A 22,356-nucleotide genomic window follows, 5' to 3' on the forward strand; every position below is an offset into this window, starting at 1 on the left:
GATCGCCGTAGATCTTGAATCATGCAGTTCAATCGGCGTTAAATAGGATCCAAATTCATACAAGTTTTTTGACTGCTGATGCCTGAAATCACTGCGCCTCTTCGCGAAACGACACCCGACAGCCACACTGACTGCGAGGGCCTGTTTCCGATTCGTGAAGTGGCAAGACTCACAGGCGTGAACCCGGTAACGCTACGTGCCTGGGAGCGTCGCTACGGTTTGATCCAGCCTGTACGCACCGAAAGTGGGCACAGGCTTTACTCAAGCACCGATATCGAAACCGTGCACCGCATCCTCGACTGGATCGAGCGTGGCGTAGCGGTGAGCAAAGTCGGCAAGCTTTTGGCGCGCGACCCACAGCCCAACGAGCCGGCTACAGCGTCACGCAGCGATACCGAGCTGGAGTGGCGCCAATGGCAGGCGCAACTGCGGCAGGCCATCAGTGCCTTTGATGATCGTGAGCTCGACCGGTTGTACGGCCAGATCTTCAGCGTCTATTCGACGACCGTGGTGTTCCAGGACATTTTGGTCCCGCTGTGGCAGCAGTTGTTACGTCACCAAGGCCGCTTTGGCCAAGCCAGCGAGTGGCTGTTCTTCGACAATTTCCTGCGCTCGCGCGTCGCACGGTGCCTGCAAATGGCCTGTGCCTCGCCAGTGCCCAGGGTGTTGCTCTCAGCCATTGCCGGAGAGTGCCGTGAGCTGGAGTTGCTGGTGGCGGGCTTGTTGATGTCGAGCGAGAAACTGGCGGTCAAGGTCCTGGGCGTTGGCCAGCCACTGGATGAGTTGACGCTGATCTGCGAGCGCACTCGACCGCAAGCCCTGGTGCTGTTTTCCAACCATGCCCCTGGCGCAGAGTTGGCGTCACGGCTCAATCGCCTGGCCTTCACCCTCGATTGCCCGTTGTTGCTGGCTGGAGAGGCGTCGGACCTGGCGGGACACAGCCTGGCAGGTTCGTCGATTGGTTGCCTGGGCAATGACGGACGCTGGATGCCGCGCCGCTTACAGCAACTGCTCAGCGGCACCTGGCGTCTCAGGCATGAACGTGAGGATGCACCAGGCGATGCTGGTGCAGGATGAACTGGCGTAACCGTTCGATCTCATCAGCATTGCTTTGGCTCAGGCGGTAGGCGAACAGGCCGCGGGCGGTTACCCGCTCCAGCGTACCGCGCAGGGCGATGCGTTCGTAGCCGGAAGGGCTGAACCACAGGGAAAACGTCTTGGGCGGTTTGACCCGGCCACGCACTTCTACCAGCACCCCTTTGAATGACACTTCGTGCACCCACAGCGCGCTGGAGTAGCCCTTGATGTTTTCCAGCGCCACCGGCGTTTCAAGTGCCAGGCGCCACGGGCGGATCATCGGCCCATCTTCAAAAATGCTCGGTACGCCCAGGCGCAAATGCACGGCATGAAACTCATCTTCCACCAGGTGCAACGGGAAGGTGAGTTGCTGGTTGTCGAACTGCGCCTGGATGGTGACCTGGTCGTGAGCCGCTAGCCGCGTGAGCAGATCGCGAATCTGTGCCCCGCCATTAACCGTCAGGCTCGACCATGCATCCCGCAGGTTGAGCTGCGGGTTGTGCGTCATGTCCTGGATAAAATCCAGCTCGTCCTGCGTCAATAGCGTGTCGCGTTGCATTGATCTGGCTCAAGGCTGAGGCATTAAAAAGCCATTATCGCTCTAAAGACCGCATTTTTTACAGTTTGTTAAATCCACTCGTCGCCTTGAGTGCGGCGAGCTCGCTCTTGAGCTCGGCCAACTGGGCTTCCAGTTGGGCGACACGCTGTTGTGCCTTGACTTGAGTGGTGACGTCTTTCTGCACACCGACGAAGTAGGTTTGCTTGTCGACCTCGTTGTACACGGTCGAAAGCGATAGCTCGTTCCAGAAAGGCGTGCCGTCCTTGCGGTAGTTACGCAGGATCTCTCGGCAGGTGCCGCCGCTGTCGAGCGCATCACGAATGGCGATCAAGGCCGGTTGGTCGCGGTCGCCCGCCTGCAGGAAGCGGCAGTCCTGATAGAGGATTTCGTCCAGCGTGTAGCCAGTCATCCTTTCGAAGGCCGGGTTGACGTAGATCAGTGGTTTTTCCCGGCCTTCGCGCTCGGCAACAACGATTCCGTCGTTGGACGCATTGACGACCATTTGCAGCAGTTTGGCGTTAATCATAGAGCGGTCCATGGCCTGGTTTTGACCTTGCCAGTTTATGGCAAGTCTGGAATGTTGCACGGTGCGCACTGAAATATTGGCACGGGCTGCTAATATCCCACGCTTTCACTCAACTACAGGATCAGATTGATGAAAGTCGCCATCCTCTCCGGCTCGGTCTACGGTACGGCTGAAGAAGTCGCTCGCCACGCGGAAGAAATCCTCAAGGACGCAGGTTTCAACGCCTGGCATAACGCACGTGCCACGCTGGCAGACGTGCAGGCCTTTGCTCCCGATGCATTCCTGGCAGTGACCTCGACCACCGGCATGGGCGAGCTGCCCGACAATCTGCAGCCTCTGTACTCAACCATCCGCGACCAACTGCCCGCCGCCTGGCGCGGCCTGCCGGGAGCGGTCATCGGCCTGGGCGACGCCAGCTATGGCGATACTTTCTGTGGCGGCGGTGAACAAATGCGCGAATTGTTCGCCGAACTGGGCATCCGCGAAGTGCAGCCGATGCTGCGCCTGGACGCCAGCGAAAGCGTCACTCCGGAAGCTGACGCCGAGCCTTGGCTGGCCGATTTGATCACCGCGCTGCGCGGTTGAACCCCAGGGAGCGCCGTTATTGACGGCGCTTGTTTGACACGTATTTGTACTATTCTCTTGACTGACTCGCTCAGTCATCAAGCTGGCTGCCAAGGAAACTCCTCGCACCTCGGCGTCTGACTAGACTGGCTCTCACTTTAGACACCATAAGAAGTGCGCCAAGAAGGTCATTGCCATGAGCCTAGCCCCTGCACCATCGCCACAAAACGTCAAAGCCCAGGTCAGCGCCGCCGAATGGCAAACCCGCGTGGACCTCGCGGCCTGCTATCGCCTGGTGGCCATGCACGGCTGGGATGACCTGATCTTCACGCATATTTCGGCCAAGGTGCCGGGCACTGAAGATTTCCTGATCAACCCCTATGGGCTGATGTTCCATGAGATCACCGCGTCGAGCCTGGTCAAGGTTGACCAGGCCGGCAATAAGCAAATGGACAGCCCCTACGAGATCAACCCTGCGGGCTACACCATCCACAGCGCCATCCACGAAGTGCGCCACGACGTGACCTGCGTGCTGCACACCCACACCGCTGCCGGCGTGGCGGTGTGTGCGCAAAAGCAGGGTGTATTGCCCATCAGCCAGCAATCGCTGTTTGTGCTCTCCAGCCTGGGCTATCACGCCTATGAAGGTGTGGCGCTCAATCATGAGGAAAAGGCCCGGTTGCAAGCGGATCTGGGTCCGAACAATTTCCTGATGCTGCACAACCACGGCCTGCTGACCTGCGCCGGCACCATCGCCGACACCTTCCTGATGATGTTTACCTTCCAGCGCGCCTGCGAGATTCAGGTACTGGCCCAAAGCGGCGGCACTGAGTTGATCGCCATCGAGCCGCAGATTCTCGCCGGTGCCAAGGCGATGGTGGCAGCTGTCACAAAAAGCGCCCAAGGTATGGGCGGTGCTCTGGCCTGGCCGGCACTGCTGCGCAAATTGGATAATCAGGACCCCGGGTATAAAAGCTGATGCCACTCGCCGAGATACCGCTCAGAGCCTGGCGCAAGCGCGGCCAGGACTTCGTCTTTCGTGGCCACACCGTGCGGTATTGGGTGGCCGGGCAGGGCGAGCCGTTGCTGCTGATTCATGGTTTCCCCACGGCCAGTTGGGACTGGCACTACCTGTGGCAACCCCTGGCCCAGCGCAACCTGGTGATTGCCTGCGACATGCTCGGCTTTGGCGACTCGGCCAAACCTTTGGACCACGACTATTGCCTGTTGGAACAGGCCGATCTGCAACAGGCGTTGCTTGAGCACCTGCGCGTAGAGCAGCCGGTGCATGTGTTGGCTCATGACTACGGCGACAGTGTCGCCCAGGAATTATTGGCTCGGCATTACGAGGGCCGGTTCCAGATGGCGAGTTGTGTATTTCTCAACGGCGGGCTGTTTCCGGAAACCCATCGGCCGGCGCTGGTGCAAAAGCTGCTGCTCAGCCCGTTGGGCTGGATGATCGGTCGGGCCTTTGGGCGCAATGCCTTGGCCAGCAGTTTCAACCAGATCTTCGGCCCCCAGACGCGGCCCAGTGAAAGCGTGCTGGATGATTTCTGGAGTTTGATCAGTTGCAACGACGGCCCGCGTATCCTGCACAAACTGATCGCCTACATCCCCCAGCGCCGTCGTCTGCGCGAGCGCTGGCTCACGGCCATGCAGCGAGGCGAAGTACCTTTACGGGTGATCGACGGCGAGGTGGACCCGATTTCCGGGGCTCATATGGTCGAGCGCTATCGCCAACTGGTGCCCCAGCCCGACACGATAAGACTGGCCAATATCGGCCATTACCCGCAGATCGAGGCGCCGGTCCAGGTGCTCAAGCATTACCAGGCGTTTCGTGAGCGCATCAGCCAGCCTTCACCGCGCGCGGCCTATTCCTGAGCCTGCGCATCATCCCGCTGCCTTATCAAGCACCATTCAGCCCTGGCCGTCTTTATTGTGACCAAAGGCTGCTTGCGTGACACTCTGCCTATTCCCATTGTCGCCAGCGGAGTTCGGTATGAGTGAGTCAGTGCAGTTCCAGGATAAGGTGGTGATCGTCACCGGCGCCGGTGGTGGCTTGGGCCAGGCCCATGCGCTGCTGTTCGCCAGGCACGGGGCCAAAGTGCTGGTCAACGACCTGGGGGGGTCAACCCAAGGCGAGGGCGCCAACGCCTCGGCGGCCGACCGGGTGGTGGCGCAGATCCGCGCGGCGGGCGGCATTGCGGAAGCCAACCATGACTCCGTCACCGACGGCGACAAGATCGTACAGAACGCACTGGATGTCTTCGGCCGGGTCGACGTGGTGGTCAACAACGCCGGCATCCTGCGCGACAAGACCTTCCATAAAATGGATGACAGCGACTGGGACCTGGTTTACCGGGTGCACGTCGAAGGCGCCTACAAAGTCACCCGCGCCGCCTGGCCGCATTTGCGCGAGCAGGGTTATGGCCGGGTGATCTTCACGGCGTCGACGTCCGGTATCTACGGCAACTTCGGCCAGTCCAACTACGGCATGGCCAAGTTGGGCCTGTATGGCTTGACGCGTACCCTGGCGCTGGAAGGGCGCAAGAACAACATCCTGGTCAACGCGATTGCCCCCACCGGTGGCACACGCATGACCGAAGGGCTGATCCCGCCGCAGGTGTTCGAGCGCCTCAAGCCGGAACTGGTCAGCCCACTGGTGGTGTACCTGGGCAGTGACGCCTGTGAGGAAACCGCAGGCTTGTTTGAAGTGGGTGGCGGCTGGATCGGCAAGACCCGTTGGGAGCGCAGCCTGGGTGTGGGTTTTGATCCCGAGGCCGGTTTTTCGCCGGAGGATGTGGCCGCGCACTGGCAGCAGATCTGCGATTTCGAAGGGGCTGCGCACCCCAAGGACAATATTGAGGCGCTGAAGGAAATGATGGCCAACTTGCAGAAGTTCAGCCTCTGATCATTGCCGGTAAATCAATGAATCCCACGGGGCGTCGATGACGCCCCGTTTTATTGCAGGCATAAAAAAGGCCGCTGCATAGGCAGCGGCCGAAGTAAGACGTTGGATCAAGGAGCGACAAATCAACGTCAGTGAACACCGGGAACAGACTGATTACAGGATCAATCCGTTATAAATCAGCTTTTCTCCCCAATGCGGGAGCGGGCCGTTTGCCCTGAAAGCCAGGCAAGAATAATCGGTTGTAACAGAATGAGTAATAGCAGTTCGGGACAAGGACTGTTACCAAATCGACAATAATTGCCCGGCACCATCGATGCCTCTGATAAGCCTTCATCCATCGCATGCATGGCCCGGTCCAGCGCCGGCCAGAGAACCCCGTCATCCTTTCGAGCGACAACACGAATACCTCCTTGGTGCGCTTATCGCCCCTCAAGGGCGGCAGTAGGGTGGAGCCTTCTGTCACTCACCGGGGAAGACGCATGACAAAAACAATAATGCGCGCCATCTTCACGCCACAGGCGCTGGCCACTGCGGTTGCGCTGGGCTGCTGTGCCCAGGCGCAGGCTGTTTCGTTCAACATCGGCGAGATCGAAGGGCAGTTCGACTCCTCGCTGTCGGTCGGCGCCAGCTGGGGCATGCGCGATGCCGACAAAAGCCTGGTCGGCACGGTCAATGGCGGGACGGGCCAGGCGTCCACCGGAGATGACGGGCGCCTCAACTTCAAGAAGGGCGAGACCTTCTCCAAGATCTTCAAGGGGCTGCACGACCTTGAGTTGAAGTACGGCGACACCGGGGTATTCGTGCGTGGCAAGTATTGGTACGACTTCGAGCTCAAGGACGAAGACCGCGAGTTCAAGCCCATCAGCGACCACAACCGCAAGGAAGGCGCCAAGTCCAGCGGTGCGCAGATCCTCGATGCCTTCGTCTACCACAACTACTCCCTGGGCGACCTGCCCGGCACCGTGCGCGCCGGCAAGCAGGTGGTCAGTTGGGGCGAAAGTACCTTCATCGGTAACTCCATCAACAGCATCAACCCGATCGACGTGTCGGCGTTCCGCAGGCCCGGTGCCGAGATCAAGGAAGGCTTGATCCCGGTGAACATGCTGTTTGCCTCCCAGAGCCTGACCAATCAACTGACCGTGGAAGGTTTCTATCAACTGGAATGGGACCAGACGGTGCTCGACAACTGCGGCACCTTCTTCGGCGGGGACGTGGCGGCGGATGGCTGCACCAATAACTACACCGTGGGCAGCCCGGCGATCCGACCGCTACAACCGGTGGCGGCTGCCTTTGGCCAAGGGTTTGGCGTGACCAATGAAGGCGTGATCGTGCGGCGTGCCGGTGACCGCGATGCGCGTGACTCCGGCCAGTTCGGCGCGGCCCTGCGTTGGCTGGGTGATGACACTGAATACGGCCTGTACTTCATGAACTACCACAGTCGCACACCGACCGTCGGCACCCTGACCGCCAATACCAACCTGGCCACCATCGGGCGCATCATCAACACCGCCAACGCCCTGGCGCCCGGTTCCGGGGGCGGTTTGGCGCAAAGCACCATGCTCGGCCGCGGCCAGTACTACCTGGATTACCCGGAAGACATCCGCCTGTTCGGCGCCAGTTTCTCCACCACCTTGCCCACGGGCACGGCGTGGACCGGCGAAATCAGCTATCGGCCCAATGCGCCGGTGCAGCTCAACACCACCGACCTGACCCTGGCCCTGGTCAACCCCATTGCGGGCCAACTCGCCTCACCCATCCGCAGCAATTTCGGCGATGACAACAAAGGCTATCGCCGCAAGGAAATCACCCAGATTCAGAGCACCATGACCCAGTTCTTCGACCAGGTACTGGGCGCCGAGCGCCTGACCCTGGTGGGCGAAGCCGCGGTGGTGCACGTCGCCGGCCTGGAAGACAAAACCAAACTGCGTTACGGCCGAGACTCGGTGTACGGCGCCTACGGTTTTCAAGGTGACACCGACGGTTTTGTCACCTCCACCTCCTGGGGCTACCGGGCGCGGGCGATCCTTGACTACAACAACGCCATTGCCGGTGTGAACCTCAAGCCCAACCTGTCCTGGTCCCATGACGTCGCGGGCTACGGCCCCAACGGCCTGTTCAACAAAGGCGCCAAGGCCATCAGCGTCGGCGTGGATGCGGACTATCGCAGCACCTACACCGCAAGCCTGAGCTACACCGACTTTTTTGGCGGTGACTACAACACCCTGACCGACCGCGACTTCCTCGCCCTCAGCTTCGGCGTGAACTTCTGATCTGGCTTAAAAGAAGGACAAGACCCTATGCGTAAGATGATTGCAGTGTTGGCCCTGAGCGTATTGGCCGCCAACGTAATGGCGGCGGTATCGCCCGAAGAAGCAGCCAAGCTCGGCACTTCCCTGACCCCGGTCGGCGCCGAAAAAGCCGGCAATGCCGATGGCTCGATCCCCGCCTGGACCGGTGGCATCCCCAAAAACGCCGGCACGGTGGACAGCAAGGGCTTCCTCTCCGACCCCTTCGCTAACGAAAAACCGCTGTTCGTGATCACCGCCGCCACGGTGGACAAGTACAAGGACAAACTCTCCGACGGCCAGGTGGCGATGTTCAAGCGCTACCCCGAGACCTACAAGATCCCGGTGTACCCCAGCCACCGCACGGTCAACTTGCCGGCGGACATTTACGAGTCGATCAAGCGAAGCGCCCTGAATGTGAAGGCGATCAACGATGGCAACGGCCTGGAGAATTTCACCGGCAACCGTTACTACGCGTTCCCTATCCCCAAGAATGGCGTCGAGGTGCTGTGGAATCACATCACCCGTTACCACGGCGGCAACCTGCGGCGCATCATCACCCAGGCCACGCCCCAGACCAATGGCAGCTACACGCCGATCCGTTTCGAAGAAGAAGTAGCGGTGCCGCAAGCCATCCCGGATATCGACCCGGCCAAGGCCGCCAACGTGCTCAGCTATTTCAAGCAGTCGGTCACCGCGCCGGCGCGGCTGGCGGGCAACGTGCTGCTGGTGCATGAAACCCTCGACCAGGTGAAGGAACCGCGCCTGGCCTGGATCTACAACGCCGGCCAGCGCCGTGTGCGGCGTGCACCGCAGGTGTCTTACGACGGCCCGGGTACCGCCTCCGACGGCCTGCGCACTACCGACAACTTCGACATGTTCTCCGGCGCACCCGACCGTTATGACTGGAAACTGGTGGGCAAGAAGGAGATGTACATCCCTTACAACAGCTACAAGCTCGATTCGCCGAGCCTCAAGTACGACGACATCATCAAGGCCGGCCATATCAACCAGGACCTGACCCGTTACGAGTTGCACCGCGTGTGGGAAGTGGTCGGCACCGTCAAGCCCAGCGAGCGGCACATCTATGCCAAACGCCATATGTTCATCGACGAAGACAGCTGGCAAGTCGCCCTGGTGGACCACTACGACGGCCGCGGCCAACTGTGGCGCGTTGCCGAAGGCCATGCGCAGTTCTATTACGACCACCAGGTGCCGGCCTACACCGTGGAAACCCTGTACGACCTGATTGCAGGGCGCTACATCGCGCTGGGCATGAAGAACGAGGAGAAGAGCAGCTTCGTGTTCGGCTTCGCGGCCAAGGCGGCGGACTACACCCCGGCTGCACTGAGATCGGAGGGCGTTCGCTGATTCCACACTGAAATGAGGTTGAAAATGTGGGAGCTGGCTTGCCTGCGATAGCGGTGGGCCAGGCCGCTCATCGATTGCTGTTGCACCGCCATCGCAGGCAAGCCAGCTCCCACACTGAAGGGCGTATACCTTGGTTTTTATGGTCTTCAATCAACCCGCTGAATACTTCTTCAACAACCGCCAACCACAGGTCTAGGGTGACGCAACAATAAAAACAGCAGGATGCAGCAATGACCGCCATGACCCGCTGCCTGGACCGTCCTGGATTTATGCCACGGCTGTCCGCCCACCATGCGTTGCGTGCGCGGCTGACTGTGCCTCTGCTGACGGCGCAGGCGCGGGTAAGGTTGCTGTGCGCACCGGGAGGCAGTGGCAAGAGCGCGTTGCTCGCCGAGTGTGCGCTGCAGGCGCCGAAGGGCTGTCAGGTGGTGTGGATGCCACTCAACGGTGCCGCGCTCAGCCCCTTGGAATTCTGCGCACGGCTGGCGCAGCAGCTTGGCTTGCCGTTTGTGGATGAAGCCACGTTATTGCTCGACTTGGGCCGTTGGCCACACACCACGTGGTTGTTTCTGGATGATTTCTGTCGCTCGCCTGCGCCTGAGCTGGATGCGCTGCTGGACCGTTTGCTCGCCGCTGGCAGCCCGCAGTTGACCTGGTGGCTGGGCGCGCGACGGCGCCCGTTGTGCAATTGGCCACGCCTGTTGCTCGACGATGAGTTGCTGGAGTGCAGCGAGTTGTTTTTCAGCGCTGAGGAAGTCGAGCAACTGCTCGCCCCGGGGCATAGCGTCGACAGCGTGATGCAGTTCAGCGCCGGTTGGTGCGCCGGTGTGCGTATCGCCTTGTTGGGCGACGGCCACCCCGACAAGACCCTGCTCGATTACCTGCAGCATGAGCTGTTCAACACCTTGTCGGCACCATTGGCTGAGGCCTGGCGCGTGTTGGCCCATCTGCCGCGCTTCAACCTGAACCTGTGTGAGTACTTGTTCGGTGGTGGTGACGGCGCTGAGCATTTGCGCGAATTGCAGGCACTGGGTGCGTTTATCCAGCCCTGGGAAGACACTAGCGACTGGCTCCACATTTTCCCACCGTTGGCGCGACTGCTGCGCGACGAACCCTGGCCGGCCAAACGCTCCTGGCACCGACGCGCGTGCCAATGGTTCAGCGCCGAGGGTGACTGCCAGGCCGCGTTCGAGCAGGCGTTGCTGGCGCAGGAATATGAAGTGGCGGTGAGCCTGTTGCAGCACTTCAGTTTCGAGGATTTGTTTCGCCAGCAGAACGCCGTGTTGCTGTTGCGCCTGCATGAACAGCAGGGCGATGAATTGATGTTGGGGTCGGCGCAACTGGTGGGGCTGCTCACGGCCGCGTTGTTGTTTGCCGGGCGCTTCGAACAGGCGGCCTTGTGCATCGACCAACTGGCCCGGTTCGCCCCGCAACCGACGCCCGCCGCGCAGCGCTATCTGCTGGCGCGCTGGCAGGCGCAGTGGGGCTGGTTGCTGCATTTGAGCGGCGACGCCGAACGCTCCCGCGAGCACTTTCTCGAAGCCCTGCAAGCGTTGCCCGACAGCGCCTGGACATCGCGCCTGATGTGCCTCTCGGGCCTGACCCAGCAAGCCTTGCTGCGCGGTGAGTTGGAGGCCGCCCAACGCTTGAACCGTGAAGCGCTGTGCCTGGCCCGGGTCCACGGTTCGCTGGTATTGGAGGCCCTGCTGGAGTTGGACCACGCCCAATTGCTGGAGCAGCGTGGCGCGCCGTACCGGGCGCAAAGCCTGTTGGAAACGGTGCAAGCGATGTTGGCCGGGCAACGGCTCAACGCCGGGCCGTTGGTGGGGCGTATTGTTCTGCGCCGCGGGCATCTGGCCTTGCGTCAGGGCCAGGACGGCCTGGCCGCCGAATGTTTCGAGGCCGGCTTGAGCATGTGCCTGCAGAGCCAGGACAAGCGCGTTCTGTACGGCTTTCTGGGCCTGTCGCTATTGGCGGCCAATCGTGGCGACTACGCGCAGGCCTTCATTCAATTACGCGACGCCGAACGCCTGATGCAGCAGCGCCATGTGCCCGACACGGTGTACCGTGCGGTACTGCTGTTGGTCAGTGGGCACTTCTGGTTGCAGCAAGGCCGCGCCGAATTGACGGTGCAAGCCGTGCGCCGGGTGTTGCGCCACTTTCGCGGGCCTTGCGCCAAGCAGGCACCGCCGGCCACCTTGGAGCTGATCCCGCGCCTGGAATATTTGCTGGTACTGGCCGAGGTCAAGCTGGGCTGTGCCGAGCAACCTATCGCACGGCTCAATGCCTTGCTCGACACCTCACGGCAACGCGGCATGCTTTGCCTGGAAACCGAATTGCACCTGGTGCTGGGTGAAGTGACCTGGCAGCTTGGCGACCCGGCGTTGGCGCGTCGGTCGCTGCAAGCTGGCTTGGCGCTGGCAGAGCGTTGCCAGGTGCAGCAGGCGGTCCGCGAGTTGCGTTTACGCGCCCCGGGACTTTTGAGTGAGCTGGGCCTGGAGCCCCAGGCCGCGCCTGCCGGGGCGGCGCAGAACCCGCTGAGCCAGCGTGAGTTGGAGGTGCTGCAACTGATCGCCCTGGGCAACTCCAACCTGGAAATCGCTGATCGCCTGTATATCTCCCTGCATACCGTCAAGACGCATGCGCGGCGTATCCACAGCAAACTCGGGGTAGAGCGACGCACCCAGGCGGTGGCCAAGGCGAAGACGTTGGGCTTGATGGTCTAGGCGCAGAATGCCTGGCGGTATTGGCCCGGCGTGGCGCCCATGGCGTGGCGAAAGCGCTGGTTGAAATGACTGGCGCTGGAAAAACCGCACAGCAAGGCCAGCTCACTGATCGGCAAAACGCTGCTGCGCAGCAGGTTTTTCGCTCGCGCCAGACGCCGTGCCAGCAGGTATTGATGGGGCGGCACGCCGAAGCTTTGGCGGAACATTCGGGCGAAATGGTATTCGGACAGCGCGCACATGGCGGCCAACTGGCCGAGGCTGATGGCGTCTTCCATATGTTGATCGATGTACTCCACCAACCGCCGCCGTTGGTGCGCGGCCAACCCGCCTTTCAAGCGCAAGCCTTCGCGGGCGCCGACCTGGTTGAGCAAGGTATGGCTGAGCAGTTCGTGGGCCAGGCTGCTGGTCAGCAGGCGCTCGCCGGGCTCGTGCCAGTTGAGGCTGACCAACTGGCGAAAACGCTGGGCCTGGAATGGGTCTTCAAGGAAGGTGCCCTCGCGCAAGTGCAACTCCCGTGGCTCCCGGTCCAGCAGGGTGACGCAGCCGAGGGCAAATTGTTCCGGGCTGAAATACAGGTGGGCCAGGCGAATATCGCCATTGATCACCCAGGCCGACTGATGCTCGGCCGGCAGGATGCACAGTTTGTCGGGGCCGCCCTTGAGGCCCGGCTGATCACGCCGAAAGGTGCCCGTGCCACCCCCGATGTAGCAGGACAAGGTGTGATGGCTGGGGGCTTGGTAATCCTGGGCGTCATGGTGGTTGCTCCACACGGCCGCAGCCAACCCGTCACCGAGCTCGGCGCAGGCTTGCAGGCGTGCGTGGGGCGAGCGGTTGAGGGCTTGGAAGACGTGCAGCGATTGCAGCTCTGGCATGGTGTGGTCTCCGACACCCCGCATCCTACGCTCCACGGCTGGCGCTGTGAGCCCATCGCCCGACAAAAGCGCAAGAATGTGCAAGAGCCTGCACGGGGTTGAAGGCCACACTGTGGCTCAATCGACGGAGCCGGCTATGAATCTTTTCCTGTATCTACTCACGGTGCTCATCTGGGGCACCACTTGGATCGCCCTCAAATGGCAGTTGGGCGTGGTCGCGATTCCTGTGTCGATTGTCTATCGCTTCGGCCTGGCCGCTCTGGTGCTGTTCGTGCTGTTGCTGCTCAGCCGCAAGTTGCAGGTGATGAACCGGCGCGGGCACATGATCTGCCTGGCGCAGGGGCTGTGCCTGTTCTGCGTCAACTTCATGTGCTTTCTCACCGCCAGCCAATGGATCCCCAGTGGCCTGGTGGCGGTGGTGTTCTCCACGGCGACCTTGTGGAACGCGCTCAATGCCCGGGTGTTTTTCGGCCAGCGGGTGGCGCGTAACGTGCTGATGGGCGGGGCGCTTGGGTTGCTGGGGCTGGGCTTTTTGTTCTGGCCGGAGCTGGTTGGGCATACCGCCAGCCCGCAAACCTTGTTGGGCCTGGGCTTGGCCCTGCTGGGCACCCTGTGCTTCTCGGCGGGCAACCTGCTATCGAGCCTGCAGCAGAAGGCCGGGCTCAAGCCGCTGACCACCAATGCCTGGGGCATGGCCTATGGGGCAGCGATGCTGGCGACCTATTGCGCAGTGCGTGGTATTCCCTTCGAGATGGACTGGAGCGCGCGGTATATCGGCGCGCTGTGGTACCTGGTGATCCCAGGCTCGGTGATTGGTTTTACCGCTTACCTCACCCTGGTGGGCCGCATGGGGCCGGAGAAAGCGGCGTATTGCACGGTGCTGTTTCCGGTGGTGGCGCTGAATGTGTCGGCCGTGGCCGAGGGTTACCAGTGGACGGCGCCGGCGTTGATGGGGCTGGTGCTGGTGATGCTGGGGAATGTGCTGGTGTTTCGTAAGGCCCGTGCGCGCGATTGTTCCCACGCTCTGCGTGGGAATACCGCTCGGGACGCTCCGCGTCCGCTCTCGAGGCCATGATGCGGAGCGTCGGGTGAGGCATTCCCACGCGGAGCGTGGGAACGATCACCGATCACTTGAGGCCTAGCCGCTTGGCCATGCGCCCCAGGTTGGCGCGGTCCAGGCCCAGTTCGCGGGCGGCGCTGGCCCAATTGTGCTGATGGCGTTCCAGGCAGGCGCTGATGAGTTGGCGCTGGTAATGCTCGGTGGCCTGGCGCAGGTCGCCGCTGACCACCGGGAGGGCAGGGGCCGGTGCCTCTTCGGCCGCAGCCGCAGTCACGTCGGGCAAGTCCAGGTCCAGGGCGCTCAGGCTGAGAATCTTGGGGCGCTCGCGGCAGTTGCCCAGGGCTTTCAACGCGCTGCGTCCGATCAAGTGCTCCAGCTCGCGCACATTGCCGGGCCAGTTGTAGGCCGTTAGGGCCGCCTGGGCATCTCCGGTCAGGCGCAGGCTGCCCAGGCCCATGCGTGAGCGGTTCTGTTCGAGGAAGAACCCCGCCAATAGCAGCACATCACGCCCGCGCTCGCGCAGCGCTGGCACTTGCAGTGGGTAGACGCTCAAACGGTGGTAGAAGTCGGCACGGTAGCGGCCATTGCGCACCTCTTCGGCAAGGTCGCGGTTGGTGGCAGCAACCAGGCGCACATCCACCTGGTGCTCCTTGTCCGACCCCAGGCGCTGCAACTGGCCGCTTTGCAGCACGCGCAGCAACTTGGCCTGCACGGTCAACGACAACTCACCCACTTCATCCAGGAACAAGGTACCGCCATTGGCCAGTTCGAACTTGCCCCGGCGCTCGTTCAACGCGCCGGTAAAGGCGCCGCGCACATGCCCGAACAGTTCGCTCTCTACCAAGGTCTCGGGCAGGGCGGCGCAGTTGAGGCTGATCAGCGTTTTGTCGGCGCGGGAGGAGGCGGCGTGGATCGCCTGGGCCACCAATTCCTTGCCGACCCCGGTTTCGCCGGTAATCAGCACGGTCAAGTCACTGCCGCCGACCAGGTTGATTTCCTCGACCAGGCGCTTGTGCGCTTTGCTCTGGCCGATCATTTCCTTGGGCTGCTGGCCACTGGCCTGGCGATAGATCTCGGCGCGCTGGTGCTCGTCTTCGGCCCGCAGCGCCAGGCGCTCGATGCGTTCAGCCACGTTGACGGTGGCCGCGGCGAGGCTGGCGAAGGCTTGCAGGGCGTCCAGCTCGACCCGTTCAAAGCGCTCGGTATCGAGGGCGTCCAGGGTCAGCAGCCCCCAGGGCTGGTCGTCGATAAACAGCGGGCAGCCCATGCAGTCGTGGACTTCCAACTGGCCGTGCAAACCGGCGACCAAGCCGTCATAGGGGTCGGGCAATTGGCTGTCACTGTCGAAGCGGGTAGGGCCGGGGCTGCTCAGCAGGATCTCGAAGCGCGGATGTTCGCTGACCTTGAAGCGTCGCCCCAAGGTATCGGCGCTCAAGCCGTCCACGGCCAGCGGCACCAACCACTCGCCGTCCAGGCGTAACAACGCGGCGGCGTCGCAGGGCAGCAGTGCACGCATGGCTTGCAGCAGGCGCCGGTAGCGCTCGCCTTCGGGCAAGTCCCGGGACAGGTCAGCGACCAGCGGCAGTAAGGTGGTGAGCAGTGGTTGTGCAGTCATAATGACTCCCTGTAGTCCTTATGACTATAAAGTGTAGGAAGTCATACTGACTACACAATATTTAAGTTATTGAAAATAAATGATTTTTAAGTTGGCACGATTACTGACTGCCTAAAAGCAATCAGTAAGAAGACCCAGGAGTCTCCCATGCTTAGTGCCCAAGACCGTGCCATCATCAAATCCACTGTGCCCCTGCTGGAAAGCGGCGGCGAAGCGCTGATCACCCATTTCTATCGCATGATGCTGTCCGAGTACCCGGAAGTCCGCCCGCTGTTCAACCAGGCCCACCAGGCCAGTGGTGACCAGCCTCGCGCCCTGGCCAATGGCGTGCTGATGTACGCGCGGCATATCGACCAGTTGGACCAACTGGGCGACCTGGTGGCCAAGATCATCAACAAACACGTGGCGTTGCAGATTCTGCCGGAGCATTACCCCATTGTTGGCGCCTGCCTGCTGCGGGCTATTTCCGAAGTGCTGGGCAGCGAGATTGCCACCCCCGAGGTCATGAGCGCCTGGGGCGCGGCCTACGGCCAGTTGGCGGACATTCTGATCGGCGCCGAAGCGGCCATCTACGACGAAAAAGCCCAGGCGCCCGGCGGCTGGCGGGGGGCGCGGGCGTTCCTGTTGGTCAAGCGCGTGGAGGAGAGCGACGAGATCATCTCCTTCTACTTCGCGCCGGTGGACAACGGCCCGATCCTGGCCGCAGCGCCCGGCCAGTACATCGGCCTGAAACTGGTGCTCGATGGCGAGGAAGTGCGTCGCAACTATTCCCTGTCGGCCCTCACCGACACCGGGCTGTACCGCATCAGCGTCAAGCGCGAAGCGGGCGGGCGGGTCTCCAATTACCTGCACGACCAGATGCATGTCGGCGCGACCATTGACCTGTTCCCGCCGTCGGGCGAGTTCACCCTGGCCGCCAGTGATAAACCGCTGGTGCTGATCAGCGGCGGGGTAGGCATTACGCCCACGCTGCCAATGCTCGAAGCCGCCCTGGCAACCGAGCGCCCGGTGCATTTCATCCATTGTGCCCGTAACGGCGGGGTGCATGCGTTCCGTGACTGGGTGGACACCCTGGCGGCCAAGCATCCGCAGCTCAAGCGTTTCTACTGCTACGCCGAGGATGACGGCATCAGCCCGGCGGCAGACAAGGTCGGGATGCTCAACCAGGAGCAACTGGCGGCCTGGTTGCCTGAGCAGCGTGATATTGATGCTTACTTCTTGGGCCCCAAGGGCTTCATGGCGGCGATCAAGCGGCATCTCAAGGCGCTGGGTGTGCCGGAGAAGCAGGCGCGCTATGAGTTCTTTGGCCCGGCGGCGGCGCTGGAATAGAATTTGGCCAATTGACCCTATCGGCATTATCGCGGGCAAGCCCGGCTCCCACAGAGGATCGCATTCCAATGTGGGAGCCGGGCTTGCCCGCGATGGCGTCCGCACAATCACTACATTTGCCACGATTAATCCGCTGTTAACCCCCCTCTGTTTTAACCACTGCCTGTGTGTAAACTTGTTGCCATCAGGCACAACCATAATCAGAGAAAGGGAAAGACGGGGATGATTGACGACATGCGTTTAGGCAGGGAGCGGCGCTTTCTGGTGTTGCTGGGCATCATCTGCCTGGCGCTGATTGGCGGGGCGCTGTACATGCAAGTGGTACTGGGCGAAGCACCGTGCCCGCTGTGCATTCTGCAACGCTACGCCTTGCTGCTGATTGCGCTCTTCGCGTTCATCGGCGCGGCCATGCGCACCAAGGGCGCGCTGACGTTCTTCGAAGGGTTGGTGGTGCTCAGCGCCTTGGGTGGCGTGGCTGCGGCCGGCCACCATGTGTACACCCAGTTCTTTCCCCAGGTCAGTTGCGGCATCGATGTGTTGCAGCCGATCGTTGACGACCTGCCCCTGGCCAAGGTGTTTCCCCTGGGCTTTCAGGTCGACGGCTTTTGCAGCACCCCCTACCCACCGGTCCTCGGCCTGTCCCTGGCCCAATGGGCGCTGGTTGCATTCGTGCTGACGGCGATCCTGGTGCCCCTGTGCATCTATCGCAACCGTCATCCCAAAGCCTGAACCGCCGCGCCTGCCGAACGCTCCGTTGCTTCTGAATGAAGGCGGAGCGTTTTTGTTTGTAGGGATTTGTGAAAGCACCGTGACGAGGGGCAACGGAAGGTGCGCGCAGCGTGCGACATGTTGTCACATGAACGTTGTCGCAGGACGTTTCTGACCCGCCAAATCGGCCCTTGGATTTGCACCCCACGTACAAATTGTGCTGTCAGTTCGTGGTTCCCACGGCGGCCCGATTCGTGTGCGGCCCCAATCCCTGAAGCATCTATGAATGCCTTGTTTTATGGGCACTTGGATACCCTTGGCATGCCCTTACAGGCCGTAAGGGAAGTGGCACTGTGCCCAATAACACGGCAATTTTTGTGGTTTTTGTTGAGAATCGAACGCGATAAGATCGCGAATCTTTGCAACTTTGGTGAAGGATTGTTGCTGGAATCGATAAAAATTATTTCTCTATAAGACATGGTTTATACATCGCTAGCTAACTACAATCGCCCGCACTGAATGTCCGGTGCTGTTCAATATTTGAGCATTGGAGCGGTCGAGGAGCAGATGGAAGGCTCAATGCGACCCCAGGTTCCGGCAGCCTTTCAACTATCCGCACCAAATGGAATTGGTCTGTAACAAGGCCTTTAGCCACGAAATCGAATAAGAACTCACTGCAGGTCCGTGAAACGTACAGTCATGACGTGTCGGGCAGGCTCTTATTCAATCGAAGAGAAATGCCAACCCTTGGCAGGGTGAAGTGTTGGCGATCAAAACCCAACTGCATTGCGCAAGCTGCTTTAGAGGTCGTGAGATGAGTAAAAACAGGTACCCCCGATTACTAGGCTTTTTGCCGCTGCTTGGCATGATGTTAATGCTGGGAGGCTGCAAGTGGACCTTGCTCGACCCAAAAGGACAGGTCGGTCTGGATGAACGAAACCTGATCATCACCGCTACCCTGCTGATGCTGCTGGTTGTGGTGCCTGTGATCGTGATGACCTTCGCCTTCGCCTGGAAATACCGCGCGTCCAACACCAGCGCCACCTATGCGCCGAAGTGGTCGCACTCCACCAAGATCGAGATCGCGGTGTGGTTGGTTCCGATCCTCATCATCATCGCCCTGGGTTACGTCACCTATAAGTCGACCCACGCGCTGGACCCGTATCGTCCGCTGGAGTCCGACGTCAAACCTGTGAACATCCAGGTGGTCGCGCTGGATTGGAAGTGGCTGTTCATCTACCCGGACCTGGGTATCGCCACTGTCAACGAGATCCGCTTCCCGGAGCACACCCCGCTTAATTTCCGGATCACCTCCGACGCCGTGATGAACTCGTTCTTCATCCCTGCACTGGGTGGCCAGATCTACGCGATGGCAGGCATGCAGACCCGCCTGCACCTGATCGCCAACCAGAAAGCTGAAATGGAAGGCATCTCCGCCAACTACAGCGGCGCTGGCTTCACCGGCATGAAATTCAAAGCGATCTCGACAAGCCAGGAAGATTTCGACGCCTGGGTAGCTGCAGTCAAGGCCGCACCTAAACAGCTTGATCAAGCTGAATACGACGCTCTGACCAAACCGAGCCAGAACAACCCTGTCGCCTTGTACTCCGCGTATGAGCCGGACCTGTTTCAGAAAATCGTCGACAAGTACGAAGGTATGAAGCCAGGCAAGCCGGTCAAGCACGAGAAGAAAGAAGTGGCCGCGGTTGAAGGTTCTGATACAGGCGCGCATTCAACTGCTGGGGCAGAGGAGTAAACGATGTTTGGTAAATTAAGTTGGGACGCGGTCCCATTCCACGAGCCGATCGTAATGGTGACTATCGCCATGATCGCGCTGGGTGGTTTGGCGCTGGTTGCGGGTATCACCTATTTCAAGAAGTGGTCCTACCTGTGGACCGAGTGGTTGACCTCGGTCGACCACAAGAAAATCGGCGTCATGTACGTCATCGTTGCCATGGTCATGCTGCTGCGTGGTTTTGCCGACGCCATCATGATGCGTACCCAGTTGGCCATGGCCACCGAGGGTTCGCCTGGCTACCTGCCACCTGAACACTATGACCAGATCTTCACCGCCCACGGTGTGATCATGATCATCTTCATGGCGATGCCTTTCTTCACCGGCTTGATGAACCTTGCCTTGCCGCTGCAGATTGGTGCGCGTGACGTTGCCTACCCGTTCCTGAACTCCCTGAGCTTCTGGCTGCTGGTGTCCGGCGTGGTGCTGATCAACGTTTCCCTGGGCGTCGGCGAATTCGCCAAGACCGGTTGGGTTGCGTATCCGCCATTGTCGGGGCTGCAATACAGTCCGGGCGTGGGTGTGGACTACTACATCTGGGCGCTACAGTTATCAGGGCTCGGAACGACATTGACGGGGGTCAACTTCCTGGCCACCGTCCTGAAAATGCGCGCCCCTGGCATGAAACTGATGGACATGCCGATCTTCACCTGGACCTGCACCTGGGCAAACGTGCTGATCGTGGCTTCGTTCCCGATCCTGGCCGCTACCATGGCGCTGCTATCGCTTGACCGTTACCTGGATTTCCACATTTTCACCAATGAACTTGGTGGCAATCCAATGATGTACGTGAACCTGTTCTGGGCATGGGGTCACCCTGAGGTGTACATCCTGATCCTGCCAGCGTTCGGTATTTTCTCCGAAGTGATCTCGACCTTTACCGGCAAGCGCCTGTTCGGTCACCACTCGATGGTCTACGCCTCTGGCGCGATCTCCGTACTGGGCTTCATGGTGTGGCTGCACCACTTCTTCACCATGGGTTCGGGGGCCAGCGTCAACGCCTTCTTCGGCCTGGCGACGATGCTGATTTCCATCCCGACGGGTGTGAAGCTATTCAACTGGCTGTTCACCATCTACCACGGTCGTCTGCGCATGACCAGCCAGGTCCTGTGGACCCTGGGCTTCATGGTGACCTTCGCCATCGGCGGCATGACCGGCGTACTGTTGGCCATCCCGGGTGCTGACTTCGTGCTGCACAACAGCCTGTTCGTGATCGCCCACTTCCACAACGTGATCATCGGTGGTGCGGTATTCGGCTACATCGCTGGTTTCAGCTTCTACTTCCCGAAAGCGTTCGGCTTCAAGCTGCACGAAGGCTGGGGCAAGGCTGCGTTCTGGTTCTGGATCTCGGGCTTCTTCGTCGCGTTCATGCCGCTCTATGCACTGGGCTTCATGGGCATGACCCGTCGTCTGAACGCCACCACCAACCCTGAGTGGGTACCGTACCTGTACGTTGCCATGTTCGGTGCGGTGATGATCGCTGTGGGTATCGCCTGCCAGCTGATCCAGCTGTACGTCAGCGTGCGTGATCGCAAGCAGAACATGTGCGAATCCGGCGACCCATGGAACGGCCACACCCTGGAATGGTCGACCTCGTCGCCACCACCGTTCTACAACTTCGCCGTGATCCCTACTGCGAACACCATTGATGCGTTCACCGAAGCCAAGGAAGACGGTACTGCGTACCAGAAGCCCAAGCACTACGAGCCGATCCACATGCCAAACAACACCGCCACTGGCGTGGTGATGGGTGCGCTGTTGACCGTGTTCGGTTTCGCGATGATCTGGCACATCTGGTGGCTGGCAATCGCGAGCCTGGTGGGCACTATCGGTTACTTCATCATTCACGCTGCCCGTGATGATCAAGGCTACATGGTGCCGGTCGAAACGATCGAACGCATCGAAGCCGAGCAACACGCTCGCCTGGTAGCCGAGAAGAAGATCCCGGCCAACCGTGTAGAAACCTCGTTGGAACAGGCTTAAACCATGTCGAACTTAGTGACCAATGCTGGACACGCCCATGTCGATGACCATGGGCACGATGACCACCACCACGACTCGGGGCCGATAACCGTCTACGGTTTCTGGCTCTACCTGATGACCGACTGCATCTTGTTTGCGTCGATCTTCGCGGTGTACGCGGTACTGGTAAACAACGTAGCGGGTGGCCCGTCGGGCCACGACATCTTCGAACTGCCTTACGTGCTCGGCGAAACCGCCTTGCTGTTGTTCAGTTCGATCACCTACGGCTTCGCCATGTTGGCCTTCTACAAGGGCAACAAGAAGGGCGTACTGAGCTGGCTGGGCCTGACCTTCCTGTTCGGCCTGGGCTTCATCGGCATGGAGATCAACGAGTTCCACCTGCTGATCTCCGAAGGCTACGGCCCGCACCGTTCCGGTTTCCTGTCGGCGTTCTTCACGCTGGTCGGCACCCACGGTCTGCACGTATCCGCTGGCCTGCTGTGGATGGCGGTGATGATGTATCAGGTCAATAAGCACGGCCTGACCAACACCAACAAGACCCGCCTGAGCTGCCTGAGCCTGTTCTGGCACTTCCTGGACGTGGTCTGGATCTGCGTATTCACCGTCGTTTACTTGATGGGGACTCTGTAATGGCTAATGCACACTCCCATGACAGCCACGATTCGAGCCACGGCAGCGTAAAGTCTTACGCCATCGGCTTCATCCTGTCGGTCATCCTGACCCTGATCCCGTTCGGCCTGGTGATGTACCCAACCTTGCCGAAGTCGATCACCTTGATGATCGTCCTGGCGTTCGCGGTGATTCAGGTTCTGGTTCACCTGGTGTACTTCCTGCACCTGGACCGCTCCAAAGAGCAGCGCGAGAACGTGATCGCGTTTGTGTTCGCAGGCCTGGTGATCGTTCTGCTGGTTGGTCTGTCGCTGTGGATCATGTTCAGCATCCACACCTACATGATGGCGAAGTGAGGTAAGACCC

General features: G+C 60.6%; 19 protein-coding genes. 15 read left to right on the forward strand and 4 right to left on the reverse strand.

The window, feature by feature from the left end; all coding sequences use genetic code 11:
* The first annotated feature begins 78 nt into the window (after positions 1–78).
* Positions 79–1,077, forward strand: a complete 999-nt coding sequence (locus GIW79_RS00315; protein WP_127881027.1) for a MerR family transcriptional regulator — start codon at positions 79–81, stop codon at positions 1,075–1,077.
* Here GIW79_RS00315 and GIW79_RS00320 read toward each other — a convergent pair.
* Positions 1,031–1,636, reverse strand: coding sequence for a hypothetical protein (locus tag GIW79_RS00320; protein ID WP_198791551.1), 606 nt, complete (start codon positions 1,634–1,636; stop codon positions 1,031–1,033). The two genes, GIW79_RS00315 and GIW79_RS00320, sit on opposite strands and share 47 nt — an antisense overlap.
* 58 nt (positions 1,637–1,694) lie before the next feature.
* The gene (locus tag GIW79_RS00325) at positions 1,695–2,162 is read right to left on the reverse strand and encodes a PAS domain-containing protein (protein ID WP_054896971.1); all 468 of its coding nucleotides are present in this window, start codon (positions 2,160–2,162) and stop codon (positions 1,695–1,697) included.
* 129 nt (positions 2,163–2,291) lie between these two features.
* Here GIW79_RS00325 and GIW79_RS00330 point away from each other — a divergent pair, with 129 nt between their 5' ends.
* The 7 genes from GIW79_RS00330 to GIW79_RS00360 all read left to right on the forward strand — a co-directional run bounded on the left by GIW79_RS00330 (position 2,292) and on the right by GIW79_RS00360 (position 12,019).
* Positions 2,292–2,747: a flavodoxin gene (locus GIW79_RS00330; protein ID WP_014719876.1), complete on the forward strand. Its 456-nt coding sequence runs from the start codon at positions 2,292–2,294 to the stop codon at positions 2,745–2,747.
* Positions 2,748–2,922: 175 nt separating this feature from the next.
* Positions 2,923–3,705 carry a class II aldolase/adducin family protein gene (locus GIW79_RS00335; RefSeq protein WP_054896970.1) on the forward strand — a complete coding sequence of 261 codons (783 nt, stop codon included), beginning with the start codon at positions 2,923–2,925 and terminating at the stop codon, positions 3,703–3,705.
* Positions 3,705–4,607 (forward strand): alpha/beta fold hydrolase, encoded by a 903-nt coding sequence (locus GIW79_RS00340; RefSeq protein WP_054921550.1) that lies wholly within the window; start codon positions 3,705–3,707, stop codon positions 4,605–4,607. Before GIW79_RS00335 ends, GIW79_RS00340 begins: the two co-directional genes overlap by 1 nt.
* Positions 4,608–4,725: 118 nt before the next feature.
* The gene (locus tag GIW79_RS00345) at positions 4,726–5,637 is read left to right on the forward strand and encodes an SDR family oxidoreductase (RefSeq protein WP_034128734.1); all 912 of its coding nucleotides are present in this window, start codon (positions 4,726–4,728) and stop codon (positions 5,635–5,637) included.
* 479 nt (positions 5,638–6,116) lie between these two features.
* Positions 6,117–7,907, forward strand: coding sequence for a DUF1302 domain-containing protein (locus GIW79_RS00350; RefSeq protein ID WP_014719872.1), 1,791 nt, complete (start codon positions 6,117–6,119; stop codon positions 7,905–7,907).
* Positions 7,908–7,934: 27 nt separating this feature from the next.
* Positions 7,935–9,293: a DUF1329 domain-containing protein gene (locus GIW79_RS00355; RefSeq protein ID WP_054896968.1), complete on the forward strand. Its 1,359-nt coding sequence runs from the start codon at positions 7,935–7,937 to the stop codon at positions 9,291–9,293.
* Between the two features lie 230 nt (positions 9,294–9,523).
* On the forward strand, positions 9,524–12,019 hold the full coding sequence (locus tag GIW79_RS00360; RefSeq protein WP_236453821.1) for a LuxR C-terminal-related transcriptional regulator: 2,496 nt from the start codon (positions 9,524–9,526) through the stop codon (positions 12,017–12,019).
* Here the strand turns inward: GIW79_RS00360 and GIW79_RS00365 are convergent.
* Positions 12,016–12,891: a helix-turn-helix domain-containing protein gene (locus tag GIW79_RS00365; RefSeq protein ID WP_054896966.1), complete on the reverse strand. Its 876-nt coding sequence runs from the start codon at positions 12,889–12,891 to the stop codon at positions 12,016–12,018. The two genes, GIW79_RS00360 and GIW79_RS00365, sit on opposite strands and share 4 nt — an antisense overlap.
* Positions 12,892–13,027: 136 nt before the next feature.
* Between GIW79_RS00365 and GIW79_RS00370 the strand changes: the two genes are divergently transcribed.
* A complete protein-coding gene (locus GIW79_RS00370; protein WP_236453818.1) occupies positions 13,028–13,966 on the forward strand; it encodes a DMT family transporter in 939 nt (312 codons plus the stop codon).
* 52 nt (positions 13,967–14,018) lie between these two features.
* Here GIW79_RS00370 and norR read toward each other — a convergent pair whose 3' ends face one another.
* The gene (gene norR, locus GIW79_RS00375; RefSeq protein ID WP_236453815.1) at positions 14,019–15,566 is read right to left on the reverse strand and encodes a nitric oxide reductase transcriptional regulator NorR; all 1,548 of its coding nucleotides are present in this window, start codon (positions 15,564–15,566) and stop codon (positions 14,019–14,021) included.
* A 147-nt stretch (positions 15,567–15,713) separates the two neighbouring features.
* Between norR and hmpA the strand changes: the two genes are divergently transcribed.
* From hmpA to cyoD, 6 genes are all read left to right on the forward strand, one after another.
* A complete protein-coding gene (hmpA, locus tag GIW79_RS00380) occupies positions 15,714–16,895 on the forward strand; it encodes an NO-inducible flavohemoprotein (RefSeq protein ID WP_054896963.1) in 1,182 nt (393 codons plus the stop codon).
* Between the two features lie 222 nt (positions 16,896–17,117).
* Positions 17,118–17,624, forward strand: a complete 507-nt coding sequence (locus GIW79_RS00385; protein ID WP_047711744.1) for a disulfide bond formation protein B — start codon at positions 17,118–17,120, stop codon at positions 17,622–17,624.
* Between the two features lie 793 nt (positions 17,625–18,417).
* Positions 18,418–19,359: a ubiquinol oxidase subunit II gene (gene cyoA / locus GIW79_RS00390; RefSeq protein ID WP_034128724.1), complete on the forward strand. Its 942-nt coding sequence runs from the start codon at positions 18,418–18,420 to the stop codon at positions 19,357–19,359.
* A gap of 3 nt (positions 19,360–19,362) precedes the next feature.
* Positions 19,363–21,381: a cytochrome o ubiquinol oxidase subunit I gene (gene cyoB / locus GIW79_RS00395; protein ID WP_003194053.1), complete on the forward strand. Its 2,019-nt coding sequence runs from the start codon at positions 19,363–19,365 to the stop codon at positions 21,379–21,381.
* 3 nt (positions 21,382–21,384) lie between these two features.
* Positions 21,385–22,011: a cytochrome o ubiquinol oxidase subunit III gene (locus GIW79_RS00400; RefSeq protein ID WP_003194052.1), complete on the forward strand. Its 627-nt coding sequence runs from the start codon at positions 21,385–21,387 to the stop codon at positions 22,009–22,011.
* Positions 22,011–22,346, forward strand: coding sequence for a cytochrome o ubiquinol oxidase subunit IV (cyoD, locus tag GIW79_RS00405; protein WP_003194051.1), 336 nt, complete (start codon positions 22,011–22,013; stop codon positions 22,344–22,346). Before GIW79_RS00400 ends, cyoD begins: the two co-directional genes overlap by 1 nt.
* The last annotated feature ends 10 nt before the right edge of the window (positions 22,347–22,356 follow it).

Source organism: Pseudomonas sp. PA-7-1E, from assembly GCF_021605325.1.
Taxonomy (GTDB): Bacteria; Pseudomonadota; Gammaproteobacteria; order Pseudomonadales; family Pseudomonadaceae; genus Aquipseudomonas; species Aquipseudomonas fluorescens_BV.